Source organism: Devosia sp. Z6_126 (genome assembly GCF_058133495.1).
This window is the reverse complement of record NZ_JBYUNO010000004.1, coordinates 193,009-205,489: the sequence shown is the minus strand read 5'-3', so window position 1 is coordinate 205,489 and position 12,481 is coordinate 193,009. Positions and strand designations below refer to the sequence as shown.

Below are 12,481 nucleotides of genomic sequence, written 5' to 3'. Positions count from 1 at the left end.
AAGCCAATCATAGTGATTGCCCGGTTAATCCCGAGCCGGCGCCGCGATGAACCCATTGCGCCGGCTCCGCGTTTATCGCCCTTGCCGACCGCTCACGCCGATCCCATTGTCGGTGCTAACCGGCTCATACCCCCTGGAGGTTGCCCATGCGTATCGCCGTATTTGGAACTGGTGAGGTCGGTTCGGCCGTTGCCGGCAAGCTCAAATCCCTCGGCCACGACGTCGTGTTCGGCTCGCGCCATCCCCGCCCTGATCAGGATGGCATCCCCGTCCTCAGCCATTCGGAGGCGGCCCGACACGGCGAATGGGTGGTCAATGCCCTTCACGGTGAAGACGCCATGGCGACCTTGCCGCCCCTGCCTCTTGCCGGCAAGCTCCTGATCGATATCGGCAACTTCCAATCCGTCATCACGGGTCCCCTCACCCATACGCTGGGCGAAAGCTTGCAGGAGGCGCTGCCCGACACCCGTGTGGTCAAGACGCTCAACTTCGTCAGCGCCCAACTGATGGGCGCCCCCGAACGCCTGCCGGCGCCCCACACCATGTTTATTGCCGCCAATGACGCAGGAGCCCGCGCCACAGTCACCGAACTGCTGCAGGATTTCGGCTGGCGCGACATTCTTGATCTGGGCGACTTGACGGCCTGCCGGGCCATGGAAAGCCTCGCGCCCATGTGGATCCGGCTCTACGAGACCCTTGGCCATGTTTATTTCAACATCGCCATAGTCCGCGATCCCGTCTGAACGGGGCACTACTCCGCCCCTTTTCGCACCACCTCTACCTGGAGCGAGCCTGCGGGCAGCGGCGCCAGCAGTTCCGCTTCCGGCCGCGTCAGGAACAGCCAGGCTGCCCAGTCCTTGGGCCGCAACACGCAAATTTGCCGGTCATGGATCGGTGCTATGTCGGGGCCAGGCTCTGTGGTGAGCATGGTAAAGCTCAGCGCCCCGTCTTCCGCCTCGCTCCACAACCCGGCAATTCCCATCACAGGCGAGTCGTGCAGCGTAAAGCGGTACTTGGTCTTGGGATATTTGCTGCCGGTGAATTCAAAGAACCCGGACAGCACCACGACGCAGCGCCGGGAATCGGCAAAATGCCGCCCATCGGATTTGAAGTTGAACACGGGCCCCGCCTTGGGCCGCGGCGGCGGAAAGCCAAAGCGCATCAGCACCAGTTCCACCCCGTTGCCTGCGGCGCGCAGCACCGGCCCCTCATCGCCGATGCGGATATCATCGGCCCGGATCAGCGCCGCTTCGGGCTCCCCCGCTACGCCCACCTCCAGCGCCGCAATCGCCCGCGCATAGTCCGCCTGGCTGACATGTTGTTCATAGTCGTTGCACATAGCCGGGAGCAAACCACGCCGCCTCAACGGGTTCAACTTTTCTGCGAGGCCGTGCTGCCCCTCAAGGGCTGAAACCCTTCAAAACCGGGCCCTCCATCACCATATAAGTGGCTGAAAACCGGAGCTAAAAGGATGTTTAACGAAACCACGTTTCGGCGCCATGCCGAAGAAACCTTGGCCTTGTCAGCCAGGCTCAAGCAGGTCCGGCGCCTGTTCAAGACGGAAGGTGGTCACCTCACCAATGCCGGCCGCGCCATTGTCGCCGAGGGCCTCAAGCAGGGCATGACCACCGCCGATCTGGCCGAACTGCTCGAGGTCAATCCAGCCGTGGTGCGTTACCATGCCCGCCAGCTCGGCCACGCCCTCCAGGGTGAACTGCGCCTGCGCCCGGCCCGCCGCGATCACGCCGAACCCCAGCGCCTGCTCCAAGCAAGCTGACCCGTTCGCTCGATCTGGGCTAGGCCCGGCGGCTCCCGGCAAGCGAGGCGGCCCGCTTCGAACTTATCCCCGGTGCCAAAAGGTCGGTTATTGTTGCCCCATCTTCATGCGTAACTGCGCGGTCGCGACGAACGGTCGGCATGGAGAGGCCGGATGGCATGGGGGTCGCTCCATGTCCTGTGGTTTAAAGGATGATCTGTGACCCGATTTGAGCCCCCGGGTTTTCTTTCGGCACGGGCTTAAGCCGAGGACGGTCCTTTCCATAGAGTCTCCGGGATAGCATGGGGCAAGGCTTGCTTCACCTATACCTTTTGCCGGACGACCGGCACCGAGGCGATCCTTGCCCCATGTCGCAGCCGCTGACCTCCGGTCGAGCGGAGATTTGGCACGCCTGCATGCCGCCTTGAAAAAATATGTGATCGCCAATGTCGAGCGACCCGCGCGCCAATCGTCTATAACCAAGGCAAGCTTGGAGGAGCCGGGGAATGGAGCGTGGTTATGGTTGGGTGATCGTCGCCGCCGGCGCCGTGATCACCTGTGTGGCGGCGGGCTCGATGTTCGCCCTTCCGGTTTATCTGCAGCCCATGGCCGATGACACCGGCTGGAGCCGCGCCGGCATCTCGCTCGCCATGACAATGGGCTTTCTCGTCATGGGTGTAGCCGGCTTTGCCTGGGGCACGGTCACCGACCGCATTGGCGCCCGCCCCGTCGTGCTGCTGGCTTCCTTTATCCTGGGTCTGGGGCTGCTCATCGCCAGCCGCGCCCCCAATCTTCTGGTCTTCCAGCTCGCTTATGGCGGGGTTATGGGCGCCTCCATCGGCGCCTTCTTTGCCCCAATCATGGCGACCACCATCGGCTGGTTCAATCAGAACCGCGGCCTTGCCGTGGCGCTGGTGTCGATCGGCGGAGGCGTTGCGCCCATGGTCGTCACCCCACTTGCCAGCGTGCTCATTACCGCCTATGGCTGGCGCTCGGCCATGCTGCTCACCGCCATTGTCGCCTGGGCCATTCTCCTGCCCACAGCCCTGCTGATCCGCCGCGCCCCGGCCGAAGCCCCCGCTTCCGAGCCAACTCAAAACGCTACCAGCACAGCGCCCAAGGGCTCGATCGGCACCGTGCTGCGCACCCCGCAATTCGTCGTCCTCGCTGGCACCTTCTTTCTCTGCTGTGCCGCCCATTCCGGCCCCATCTTCCACACCGTCTCCTACGCCATGCTCTGCGGCGCCTCCTCCCTCGCTGCCGCCAGCATCTATAGCGTCGAGGGCCTGGCCGGCCTCTTTGGTCGCCTCATCTTCGGCCTCCTCGCCGACCGGCTGGGCGTCAAGCGCATCATCATCGGCGGGCTCCTGCTCCAGGCGGCCGGCATCTACACCTATATCTATGTGACGCAGATCACCGACTTTTACATGCTGGCCGCCGTGCTCGGCCTCGCCTATGGCGGCGTCATGCCCCTCTATGCCGTGCTGGCCCGCGACTACTTCCCCGCCCATGTCATGGGCACGGTTCTGGGCGGCATCACCATGACCTCAAGCATTGGCATGGCCTTCGGCCCCATTGGCGGCGGCTGGATCTTCGATACCTTCGGCGATTACCACTGGCTCTATATCGCCTCGGCCCTGATCGGGCTGGCAGCGGCAGCCGTCGCCCTCGCCTTCCCACGCCCGAGACAACCCTCCGGGCGGCTCGAGCCGGTACCGGCCTGAGGGAGCTAAACAGCGCGGCGCACCTGCTCGAGATATTTCTCCCGCTGCGCCGCGCTCGACGTCTTGATCCCCCCGAACCGGGTGACCTTGACGGGCTTGATCCCGCAAAACTGCAGCACCGCGTTCTTGACCGTCGCCACATCGCTGTTGCGATAGGCCAGCAGCAGGTAGATCGTGGGCCCATCCGAAGTGGTGAACAGCTGCGCGTCGCGCCCCTTCAAGAGCTTGTCCCAGAACGGATCGTTCTCGTGGTAGCTGAAGGCCTGCCCCGGCAGGATCGCTCGGTCGAAAAAGCCCTTGAGCAACGCCGGCACCGACCCCCACCACACCGGGTAAAACAGCACGATCCGTTCGCACCATTCGATATTCTCCTGCGCGGCCTTGAGGTCAGGCTCGAGCTCCTGGATCACCTCATAGCCGTGCCACAAAATGGGATCGAACTTGAGCTCCCCCAGATTGTGCCGGCGTACCTCATGCCCCTTGGCCTCTGCCGCCGCCTGGTAGGCATCGGCTAGCGCACCATTGAAACTCTCCGCATCGGGGTGTCCGAGAACAAGATAGATGCGCATGGCGGCCCTCCGATTTTGGCATCGCCCGATCCTGCCGGGCAGTCTGCTGCCAGTGTTGATCAGCCAGCTTCCTCGCGCAACCGCTCAGGCCTCGCCCAGCACCTTGCGCCATATCTGCCATTCTCGCCGGGCATCCTCCTGCGCCCGGTGGGCCACTGGCTGACTGTCCGCTTCCGCCCGCGCCGCTTCGATCACCGCCTGTGCCTCCTCCGGCGCCAGGCCTCGACTTGCCGCGGCCTCAGCAAAGGCCAGGTCCGTTGCTTCCAGCCGCACCAGATGCCGTGGATGCCCTGCCGCTCGCAGCAACATGCTTAGCCAATGCCCATCCCAGGATGGGGCGCTGGCAAGCACGCGGTTGCCATCCCAAAGCTGCAGCACCCGCTCGCAGGCTTCCGTCGCCTCAACACCCTTATCCACCAGCTCTTCCCGCGTGATATGGTGAATAGCTTCGGCACCCGGATCCCAATCGGTCCATCCCGGTGCCGGTTTGATCAGGAGGCTTTCGCCGCTGCCGTCTTCCCGCACCCAGCCCACTTCGATCGGATAGCTCTGTTTTTCCAGCGATGATGCCTCGAAGTCGAGAAATACGAGCACGAGCTACACTTCCTTTTCGAGGCGCAACGGGGTTTTGAACCGCACATCCTGCTGCGGGAACGGGATTTCGATCCCTTCCACCTTGAACGCGTCCCACAGCGCCAGCAGCACTTGCCCGCGCACATTGGTCAGCCCGTTTTGCGGATCGTTGATCCAGAACCGCAATTTGAAGTCCAGCGACGATGCACCGAACGCGGTCATCCAGCACACCGGCTCCTTGAAGGCGCTCACCCGCTCGACCCCCCGGGCAGCGGCAATGGCCACGGCCGTGACATGATGGGGATCGGATTCGTAACTGACGCCGAACTCCACATCGATGCGCACATTCTGGTCCGAATAGCTCCAGTTGATCACCTGCTGGGTAATGAAATCCTCGTTCGGTATCAGGTATTTGCGCCCATCCCGCGTCACCACCGAAACAAAGCGCGCCCGCAATTCGGTGATCCAGCCAAAGGTCTCGCCCACCTCGATCGTGTCCCCCGGCTTCACCGAGCGATCAAGGAGGATCAGGATGCCAGAGATGAAGTTGGACACGACCTTTTGCAGGCCAAAGCCGATGCCAACACCAACAGCGCCCGAAATCACGGTCAGGGCCGTCAGATCCACCCCGGTCGCTGTGAGCGCAAATGCGCCCGCCCCGATCACCAGCACAATGCGGATCAGCTTGGACAACAGCACCTTGCCCGAAGCCGACATATCATCGGCGCGCGCAATCCGGCCCTCGATCACATGGCTGATAAACAGCGCCAGCCACACGACCCCGGTGACCACCAGTGCCGCGCGGATCACCAGCAGCGCCGAAATGCGCACCTCGCCGATGCTGAACGCCAGATGATCGAGCGCTTGAGCCACGGGCGTGCCGATCCCTAGCACCAGCACGGCCACATAGATCCAGCCGATCGCCGCCACCACCTGGGCCAGGCTCCGATTGCGGATCAGCCGCGTGAGCACCGAAAGCACCAGCCAGGCCGCCGACAGCAGCAGCACGCTCGCCAGCAGCGCATCTGGAACATCGGCCGCGATCATGGTGAGCCGCATTACGAAGAGGACGACCACGAACACCACCCAGCGCGAGCGCCGGATCGTGGCAATCACCAGTCGCAGCAGGTCGGGGTTGCCCTTTATGCTCCGGCCCCAGCGCTCCAGCCGCCGCTCCAGCGCCTTGCCGGCAAACCTCGCGATCACCCAAGCCAGGGCGATGAGCACCGCCTGTAGCAGCGTCCACTCGTTCCAGTAGAGCCCGAGGAAGTCGCGCACCCAGCGCTCAACTGCGTTTCCCCACTGCGCCCATTGCTGCGGCATCGTGCCTGGTCCCTCACCTGCCAGCTTAACGAGGCAGCCGGTGAATGGTTGTCATCCGTCAAGGGAACGCGCCGCCGGGCGCGGCATTCCCTTCTGCGGAGGTACCGGATGGACAATTTCCCGATGCGCTTGGGCGTACCCGTCAAGATAATGGGCAAGCCCGATCTTAAGAGCAACGATGCCCGGCGCGCCCAGAACGCCCCGCATCTCAAAGTCTCGCTGGGGTACCTCGACGCCATCTTTGATTATCTGGTGGGTCACGGCATCCACATGTACCGCATGAGTTCGGACCTGGCCCCCTATGCCACCCACCCCGACATGCCGCTCTTTCATTCCATGGTGGCCGACAGCCGCGCCGAGCTTGCCGCCACCGGCGCCAAGGCCCGCCAGCTGGGGCTGCGCCTGTCCTTCCATCCCAGTCAGTTCGTGGTCCTCAACAGCCCCGATCCGGAGCTCGTACGCAAAAGCGTCTGGGACCTGACCTCCCAGGCCGAAATGCTCGATGCCATGGAGCTTGGTCCCGAGGCCGTGCTGGTGATCCATGTCGGCGGCGTTTACGACGACAAGGAGGCCGCCCGCACCCGTTGGGTGGAAACCTGGAAGAGCCTGCCCGAGCCGGTGCAGCGCCGCCTCGTGCTCGAACACGACGACCTGCGTTTCTCGGCGGCCGACGTCTTATGGATCCACCAGCATACCGGCGTGCGGCTGATCTTTGACCACCAGCATTTCTGGTGCCTCAATCCCGAACATGCCGGCCTGCGCGAAACGCTTACTGCCATTCTGCGCACCTGGCCAGATGGCGTGCGCCCAAAGGTGCACTTCTCCTCCCCGCGCACAGAGATGCGACAATTGCCGCGCAAGGACAAGAAAACGGGGAAAACCACCATGGTCAATGCCGCGCCGGTCTGGACGGGTCACGCCGATTTCGTCAACCCCTTTGAGTTCGCCACCTTTATGCGCACGGCGGCCGGGCTCGACTTTGACGTAATGCTGGAAGCCAAGGTCAAGGACCTCGCGCTGATCCGCCTCCGCCCGGACTTGATCCGCTACGCGCCCGATGTGGCCGAGCGCTTCGGTCTGGTCCAAGCCCTCCAGGCACAACTCGACAGCGAGCAGTCAAGCCTGCTCGAACTCGATCCAGCCTAACAAGGGACTCGAAGGCTTCAGCGCCAGTGCTGGGGCCAATACACGTCATCCCGATAGTCGGCCGGGATTGGCGCCAGCCGGCAGATCGCTGCCGTGGCCAGGTTGATCTGGTCTTCCATCTGCCGGATCTCGGGTGGCATCTGCCGTCCGGTCACAAATGCCCGCCGTCGCCATTCATCGATCCGCAACAGGCGCAAGCGGCGCTCGGCTTCTGCCTCGACATCCTCGGCAAACACCGCATCGCTTGCCACCGGCCGCCGGGCCTTGGCAGGTCTTGTCCAGGCTGCTTCGAACACTGCTTCCGAATTGCGCATCACGACCTTCAGTCTGGCAGCGTTCCAGTGCTGCCCGTCCTGCAGATTGCGATGCGAAGGTTACAAATCTGCAAACGCTGGGCGGTAACTATTCGGGCGGGGTCTCGGGGTTCTGCGCCGCCTTGCGGTCGCGCCGCTTGCGCCGCCAAGTCGTCCATTTACGCGTGCCAGTCACAATCACGGCGTTCACCGGCCCGCGCAAAAACGGCAGATCGATCGCCAGCAACAGCAAGCCCAGCGGCAGCATCCAGGCCCCCAGCACCGGCAGAAAGCTGAAGACGCCGCCAAGGATCAACAACACCCCAAGGGGGATCCGCACCAGTCGCGCTCCGGGCCGTCGAAGCCATTCCAGAGCCCTTGCGGCAAAATTGGGCACGCGCCGCTCCAACTTGTCGAACTGGCGAAACAGGCGAGCCTTGCTCTTGCCGGACATTGGGGCGTTCCTCTGATGTAAACGCCATATCGTGACGCCGCTCACGCAATCCAAGGGCAGCCCCTGCGGTTCCCTCCTCAGGGTTGGCAAAAAGCGCTGGCGGAACCCCATTCTTTCCCCGGTGTTGTGCAATCAGTTAAAACCAGGGCGGAGCGTCACCCCATGGCCAATGTTACCGAGCATGCACTTTCCCGTATCGAAGACCTGGCTCGCCAGCTAGCTCATCTGCGCAAGGAGCTTGCCGAGCGGGTCGCCCCCAGCCGCAAGGCCGGCAGCCATGCGCTGCACGATGCACAACACCAGGCCGTCGAGCTGGCCAGGGATTTGCAGGAGCATGGCTCGGCCGCCGCACACCTGCTGGGACGACAGGCGCGCCATGCCGGCAAGGCCATCAGCAAGGACCCCATTCCCCTCGTCGTGGCCCTTGGCACTTTCGTGCTGCTGTCATCGCTCTTCGCACGTCGCCGCCGCTGAGTTCGGCTTGGTTAGCGGCTGATTAACCGCTTCTGGCAGACTTTCCTTAAATATGTTCCGGCATTTTCGGTCTGGCATGCTTTTGTGCCACACACCGGAGTCCGCCGATGCGCGCTGCCACCAGAACCATTCTGCGCCTCGTCGCCGTAACCGTAGCCGCCTCAACTCTGGGCGGCTGCAGTTTTTTGGGCATGAGCTTCGGCACTGCCCGGCTCAGCGAAAAAGAATGCCTCATGCGCGCGATGTATTTCGAGTCCAACCGCTCGAGCTCTGAAGGCATGCTTGCGGTTGGTACCGTGGTAATGAACCGGGTCAATGACCCCCGCTATCCCAAATCGGTCTGTGGCGTCGTCGGCCAACCCAAGCAATTCGCCCAGGGGGTGCTCAGCCGGAAGATGACGGATTCTGGGGCGATCCTGGCCGCCCAAACGGCCGACCAGGTCATGCGCGGAGCCCGCCACCCCGGCGTGCGGGGCGCCAAGCACTTCCACACCGCCGGGCTGCGCTTCCCCTACAACAACATGCACTATGTCCTCGAAGCGGGCGGCAACGAGTTCTACGAGAAGTACTGACTCCTAGAATTCGCCGCCAATATCGAAGTCGGAATCGTCGCCGCCTCCAAAATCCTGCTCAGCATCTTGCTCGCTGCCGTTATCCCCGCCCGGCTCATCGGCGTTAAGCTCTCCGGCGTGAGCATCGCCCGAAAACATCCCGGCAATCGCACTGCCCAGCAAAACGCCACCGGTTATGCCCAGCGCCGTTTGCGCGGCGCCGGCTAGAAAGCCGCCGCCCCCGCCCATCCCTGGGCTGCGGCGCTCCTGGTAGTCACCACTGTCGCGTCGGCCCCAAGGCCCCTGCCGATTGTTTTGCTGCCCACTAGGTCGGTTTGCGTCGCCAAACACGCCGCCGAGAAAGCCGCCGCCCGAACCGCGCTGCGCCTGTGCCAATTCAGCTTCCAGTTGCTCGATGCGCTCCTGGGCGCCTTCCAGGGCGCGCTCCTGCACGATGATGGTTTGCGCCATGTAGTAGGGCGAAGCCGGCGCTTCGGTCAGCCGCTGCCGGATCAGCATCTCCGCTTCCCGGTCCCGTGGCGGGCTATTGCGCGCCACCTGCTCGATGCGCTCGAACAAGCCGTCAATCGCGTAGCGGTCTTCGGAGTTCATGCTGACTCTCCCTTTCTGGATCAACAGGGGGGAAATGGTCACGCCGGGCAAGCGTTGCAACCATGCGACAAAGCGTGCCTCAGGCGCCGAAGCTGAACCCGAACACATGGCCGAGCACGAACAAGGCGCTCCACAGCAATGCGAGTGTAACGCCCCAAACAATCACCACCGCCGCGACGGCGCAGAACATGCCGATGAGGATCCACACCCCATCCCGTTGCAACACGCCCAGCGACAACACACAAATGGTGAAAGCCGGCAGCATATTCCCCAGTGGGATGGGCAAGAAGAGGATGATGGACAACAATAGGCAGACAGCACCAACGACATATTCCGCCGGCGGCCGGGCCAGCATCTGCAGCCGCGGTTGCATCAGGCGTTCCGCCTTGCCGAGCCACGGCGCCGCCAGATTGGCCACCTTCTCGAACTCGGTGCGGGACAAGGAGCGGTTGGTGATCACCTTGGGCAGCCATGGCCGCTGGCCGAGCATGAGCTGGAACGCCAGGAAAATCAGCGGAGCCCCGAGCACCGCGGAGACACCGGGAGGCACCGGGATGGCATTGGGAACCGCGAACAGGAACATCAGTGCCCCGCTCGCCCGATGCTGCAGAGCTTGCAGCAGATCCCCGATGGAGATCCGCTCACGTTCCGCATTCTGGGCGATGCCAAGCAGGATTGCAGATAATGGTTCCGGCGCGTCGGGCGCGGGATCTGCAGCTATTTCGATGGTCCGATCCTGGGTTATGGCATTCGCCTTTCGCTTGGGTCCGAACCCATACTGTCCCGCCCAAAATCAAAACGCCAGTGGCTTGTCAGCCGCAGGCCGATTTCTACTTGGGTGGCAGTTAATTGCGGCGAATGTCGTTGTAGTCCTTGGTCACCGGCTTGCCCCGGAAGGTCACCCAGAAAAAGTTCAGCGTATAGGTGCCCGCGGTGCGGAACACGCCTTCCTTTTCCAGCCGCCGACCCGATGTCTTCATCTTGAGCGCGAAGGTCCATTTCACGCCACCGACCTTGGACAAGCGCACCGCCACGTCGGTATCCTCGCCAAAGAACTGGATCGAGCGGTCATAACCGCCGACCTGGGCCCAGGCGGCCCGCTTGAACACGAAATTGCCGCCCTGCACCACCGATCCAACGCGCAGGATGAAGCGATTAACGATGTAGATGAGGTAGGTCAGCCCATAAAAGGCATTCACGAGTGCGCGGTTGAACCAGCTCATGTCGTAATAGATATAGGGCCCGCTGAGACAGACGAGCTTGGGGTCTTTGCCGAATTCCCGCAGCACCGTATCGATCCAACCCTCGGGCACCATCGTATCGCTGTCGATATTGGCAATCAGTTCGGCGTTCGTGGCGTTGAAGCCAGCATCGCGCGCATTGACAAGACCCTTCTTGGGCTCGTCCACCACGCGCACTGTGGGGAAGCTGCGCGCGATCTCGCCCGTGCGGTCGGTCGAGGCATTATTGACCACGATGATTTCGGCATCGGCACCGGAGCGGGCAATCTCCGCCACGACCGATTCCAGGCACTTTCCGATCAGCGCTTCTTCGTTATAGGCCGGAATAACAAAGGCCAACTTCATGGACATGCCCCTTTTTGCGCACTGGCGCCGGGCCTTGGATTAGCCGCTGCCGTGCGCCAGAGCAACAAGCACCGCTGCCGCAGCAATGCTCGCTGCTGGTTTGCCCACCAAAAGCGGCTATGTTGACCTCATGACCCGCTTCGCCCCCGCCATTGCCCTCCTGCTTGTTACCGGCAGCACGATCCTGATCTCCGGCGCCCTTGCCGATGGCCGGGGTGATTGGCACGGCTATGCGTGGCAGAGCATCAAGGTGGCCGACTGCGTTCCGCAGCCCACCGGCACTCTCGCCTGCCCGCACTTTCACGAAAAGTGGGATTGGAAACGCGACCAATGGGTCGATATCACCATCACGCTTGATCGGGACCGCCAAACCCTGCATCTGCGCCAGCAGCTGAGCGACAATGACCGGCGCGACACCGACTATGTCTGCGTCACCGCCGTAGTGGTCGACGCCGAAGGCCACAACCTGGCTGTGCATCACCAGAACTGGCTGATACACGGTGGACAAAGCCGCGCAGCCGATTTCACCTATGCCAGCCCGCGTCTGCCGACGGCCACCAGCATCCAGATCGGCTCCAAGCAATGCCGCGACGGGGCGGGGCAGGACGACGATGCTTATGCCACCGTGCTGGCCCGCCTGGCCGAAGCACCAGGCCCTCATGGTTAACCAGCGCCTCCTTCAATCGATAAAACTCGCATAAAAACTACTCGGCAGTGTTCGGACCGGTGCAAGCGGCGCCTTCTAGTTTGGTCTCCATCGAGGAGATCACGCAATGCACCGCACCAAGATGGCTTTAGTTTCAGCCTTGCTCACCCTGGCCTTCGGCCTGGGAGCGGTGCCCGCCCAGGCGCTCGATCTCACCAATGTTGCTTATGTGCAAACCGCCACCGCTCCAACGAGCATTCCGGTCGGCCATGCCGAGTTTTGCGCCTCACGCCCGGCGGAGTGCAGGCCCAACACCGAAGTGGTCGCTGCCATGCCGTTGACCCCGGCGCGCTGGCAGCAGCTGCTCGATGTGAACACCAACATCAACACCACGATTGTTCCGGTCACCGACGAGATCCTCTACCAAGTCAGCGAATTCTGGACCTACCCCAATGGCTATGGTGACTGCGAAGACTTCGCCCTCGCCAAGCGCCGCGACCTGATCAAGGCCGGCTGGCCCGCCAGCACGCTGCTGATCACTGTGGTTCGGGAAGCCAACGGCAACGGCCATGCCGTTCTCACCGTCCGCACCGATCGTGGTGACCTTGTGCTAGACAATCAAGACGGCGATGTGCGGCTGTGGAGCGAAACGCCCTATCAGTTCATCAAGCGCCAGGCGCAGGACAATCCGGGTCAGTGGGTGGACATGATCGACAGCCGCGAAATGATCATCGCCGCCGTCAACTAGCCCCGGCAACAGCCAACAAAAGGGCC

General features: G+C 62.9%; 16 protein-coding genes and 1 pseudogene. 8 read left to right on the top strand and 9 right to left on the bottom strand.

The annotated features are described in order from the left end of the window. The first annotated feature begins 146 nt into the window (after positions 1–146). Complete coding sequence (locus AC3YOG_RS17875) at positions 147–743, top strand: NADPH-dependent F420 reductase (protein WP_489936042.1); 597 nt, start codon at positions 147–149, stop codon at positions 741–743. An 8-nt stretch (positions 744–751) separates the two neighbouring features. Here AC3YOG_RS17875 and AC3YOG_RS17870 read toward each other — a convergent pair whose 3' ends face one another. Next, positions 752–1,339: an SOS response-associated peptidase gene (locus AC3YOG_RS17870; protein ID WP_172123525.1), complete on the bottom strand. Its 588-nt coding sequence runs from the start codon at positions 1,337–1,339 to the stop codon at positions 752–754. Positions 1,340–1,471: 132 nt separating this feature from the next. Here AC3YOG_RS17870 and AC3YOG_RS17865 point away from each other — a divergent pair, with 132 nt between their 5' ends. Together AC3YOG_RS17865 and AC3YOG_RS17860 are read left to right on the top strand one after the other, a co-directional pair. After that, entirely contained in the window at positions 1,472–1,777 is a 306-nt protein-coding gene (locus tag AC3YOG_RS17865) for a hypothetical protein (RefSeq protein WP_172123526.1), read from the top strand. A gap of 485 nt (positions 1,778–2,262) precedes the next feature. Beyond that, on the top strand, positions 2,263–3,480 hold the full coding sequence (locus AC3YOG_RS17860; RefSeq protein WP_489936041.1) for an MFS transporter: 1,218 nt from the start codon (positions 2,263–2,265) through the stop codon (positions 3,478–3,480). Positions 3,481–3,485: 5 nt separating this feature from the next. Here AC3YOG_RS17860 and AC3YOG_RS17855 read toward each other — a convergent pair whose 3' ends face one another. The 3 genes from AC3YOG_RS17855 to AC3YOG_RS17845 all read right to left on the bottom strand — a co-directional run bounded on the left by AC3YOG_RS17855 (position 3,486) and on the right by AC3YOG_RS17845 (position 5,945). Beyond that, positions 3,486–4,049, bottom strand: a complete 564-nt coding sequence (locus AC3YOG_RS17855) for an NAD(P)H-dependent oxidoreductase (RefSeq protein ID WP_489936040.1) — start codon at positions 4,047–4,049, stop codon at positions 3,486–3,488. Positions 4,050–4,133: 84 nt separating this feature from the next. Then, a complete protein-coding gene (locus AC3YOG_RS17850) occupies positions 4,134–4,643 on the bottom strand; it encodes a 3'-5' exonuclease (RefSeq protein ID WP_489936039.1) in 510 nt (169 codons plus the stop codon). A 3-nt stretch (positions 4,644–4,646) separates the two neighbouring features. Beyond that, a complete protein-coding gene (locus AC3YOG_RS17845) occupies positions 4,647–5,945 on the bottom strand; it encodes a mechanosensitive ion channel family protein (RefSeq protein ID WP_489936038.1) in 1,299 nt (432 codons plus the stop codon). Positions 5,946–6,053: 108 nt separating this feature from the next. Between AC3YOG_RS17845 and uvsE the strand changes: the two genes are divergently transcribed. Beyond that, complete coding sequence (gene uvsE / locus AC3YOG_RS17840) at positions 6,054–7,091, top strand: UV DNA damage repair endonuclease UvsE (RefSeq protein ID WP_489936037.1); 1,038 nt, start codon at positions 6,054–6,056, stop codon at positions 7,089–7,091. Between the two features lie 17 nt (positions 7,092–7,108). On the opposite strand, the gene AC3YOG_RS17835 is transcribed toward uvsE, so the two are convergent. Further along, positions 7,109–7,405, bottom strand: coding sequence for a hypothetical protein (locus tag AC3YOG_RS17835; protein WP_172123532.1), 297 nt, complete (start codon positions 7,403–7,405; stop codon positions 7,109–7,111). Between the two features lie 88 nt (positions 7,406–7,493). Then, on the bottom strand, positions 7,494–7,838 hold the full coding sequence (locus AC3YOG_RS17830) for a hypothetical protein (RefSeq protein WP_489936036.1): 345 nt from the start codon (positions 7,836–7,838) through the stop codon (positions 7,494–7,496). Between the two features lie 162 nt (positions 7,839–8,000). On the opposite strand from AC3YOG_RS17830, the gene AC3YOG_RS17825 reads away from it, so the two are divergent. Next, a complete protein-coding gene (locus AC3YOG_RS17825) occupies positions 8,001–8,312 on the top strand; it encodes a hypothetical protein (protein WP_489889118.1) in 312 nt (103 codons plus the stop codon). A 107-nt stretch (positions 8,313–8,419) separates the two neighbouring features. Continuing rightward, positions 8,420–8,878: pseudogene (locus AC3YOG_RS17820) on the top strand (cell wall hydrolase); the annotation flags it as partial. A 9-nt stretch (positions 8,879–8,887) separates the two neighbouring features. Here AC3YOG_RS17820 and AC3YOG_RS17815 read toward each other — a convergent pair. The 3 genes from AC3YOG_RS17815 to AC3YOG_RS17805 all read right to left on the bottom strand — a co-directional run bounded on the left by AC3YOG_RS17815 (position 8,888) and on the right by AC3YOG_RS17805 (position 11,061). Further along, entirely contained in the window at positions 8,888–9,475 is a 588-nt protein-coding gene (locus AC3YOG_RS17815; RefSeq protein WP_173087985.1) for a DUF2076 domain-containing protein, read from the bottom strand. 79 nt (positions 9,476–9,554) lie between these two features. Further along, complete coding sequence (locus AC3YOG_RS17810; RefSeq protein WP_489936119.1) at positions 9,555–10,148, bottom strand: exopolysaccharide biosynthesis protein; 594 nt, start codon at positions 10,146–10,148, stop codon at positions 9,555–9,557. A 172-nt stretch (positions 10,149–10,320) separates the two neighbouring features. Then, positions 10,321–11,061, bottom strand: a complete 741-nt coding sequence (locus AC3YOG_RS17805; protein WP_127753392.1) for a glycosyltransferase family 2 protein — start codon at positions 11,059–11,061, stop codon at positions 10,321–10,323. 130 nt (positions 11,062–11,191) lie between these two features. Here AC3YOG_RS17805 and AC3YOG_RS17800 point away from each other — a divergent pair, with 130 nt between their 5' ends. Both AC3YOG_RS17800 and AC3YOG_RS17795 read left to right on the top strand, forming a co-directional pair. After that, positions 11,192–11,728, top strand: coding sequence for a hypothetical protein (locus AC3YOG_RS17800; protein ID WP_127753393.1), 537 nt, complete (start codon positions 11,192–11,194; stop codon positions 11,726–11,728). 106 nt (positions 11,729–11,834) lie between these two features. Then, on the top strand, positions 11,835–12,455 hold the full coding sequence (locus AC3YOG_RS17795; protein ID WP_248305087.1) for a transglutaminase-like cysteine peptidase: 621 nt from the start codon (positions 11,835–11,837) through the stop codon (positions 12,453–12,455). Positions 12,456–12,481: the final 26 nt, after the last annotated feature.

Bases quoted from the DNA above. Each gene is read 5' to 3' on its own strand.
- AC3YOG_RS17875 (WP_489936042.1), top strand. From the start codon at position 147: ATGCGTATCGCCGTATTTGGAACTGGTGAGGTCGGTTCGGCCGTTGCC.
- AC3YOG_RS17870 (WP_172123525.1), bottom strand. From the start codon at position 1,339: ATGTGCAACGACTATGAACAACATGTCAGCCAGGCGGACTATGCGCGG.
- AC3YOG_RS17865 (WP_172123526.1), top strand. From the start codon at position 1,472: ATGTTTAACGAAACCACGTTTCGGCGCCATGCCGAAGAAACCTTGGCC.
- AC3YOG_RS17860 (WP_489936041.1), top strand. From the start codon at position 2,263: ATGGAGCGTGGTTATGGTTGGGTGATCGTCGCCGCCGGCGCCGTGATC.
- AC3YOG_RS17855 (WP_489936040.1), bottom strand. From the start codon at position 4,049: ATGCGCATCTATCTTGTTCTCGGACACCCCGATGCGGAGAGTTTCAAT.
- AC3YOG_RS17845 (WP_489936038.1), bottom strand. From the start codon at position 5,945: ATGCCGCAGCAATGGGCGCAGTGGGGAAACGCAGTTGAGCGCTGGGTG.
- uvsE (WP_489936037.1), top strand. From the start codon at position 6,054: ATGGACAATTTCCCGATGCGCTTGGGCGTACCCGTCAAGATAATGGGC.
- AC3YOG_RS17835 (WP_172123532.1), bottom strand. From the start codon at position 7,405: ATGCGCAATTCGGAAGCAGTGTTCGAAGCAGCCTGGACAAGACCTGCC.
- AC3YOG_RS17830 (WP_489936036.1), bottom strand. From the start codon at position 7,838: ATGTCCGGCAAGAGCAAGGCTCGCCTGTTTCGCCAGTTCGACAAGTTG.
- AC3YOG_RS17825 (WP_489889118.1), top strand. From the start codon at position 8,001: ATGGCCAATGTTACCGAGCATGCACTTTCCCGTATCGAAGACCTGGCT.
- AC3YOG_RS17815 (WP_173087985.1), bottom strand. From the start codon at position 9,475: ATGAACTCCGAAGACCGCTACGCGATTGACGGCTTGTTCGAGCGCATC.
- AC3YOG_RS17805 (WP_127753392.1), bottom strand. From the start codon at position 11,061: ATGAAGTTGGCCTTTGTTATTCCGGCCTATAACGAAGAAGCGCTGATC.
- AC3YOG_RS17800 (WP_127753393.1), top strand. From the start codon at position 11,192: ATGACCCGCTTCGCCCCCGCCATTGCCCTCCTGCTTGTTACCGGCAGC.
- AC3YOG_RS17795 (WP_248305087.1), top strand. From the start codon at position 11,835: ATGCACCGCACCAAGATGGCTTTAGTTTCAGCCTTGCTCACCCTGGCC.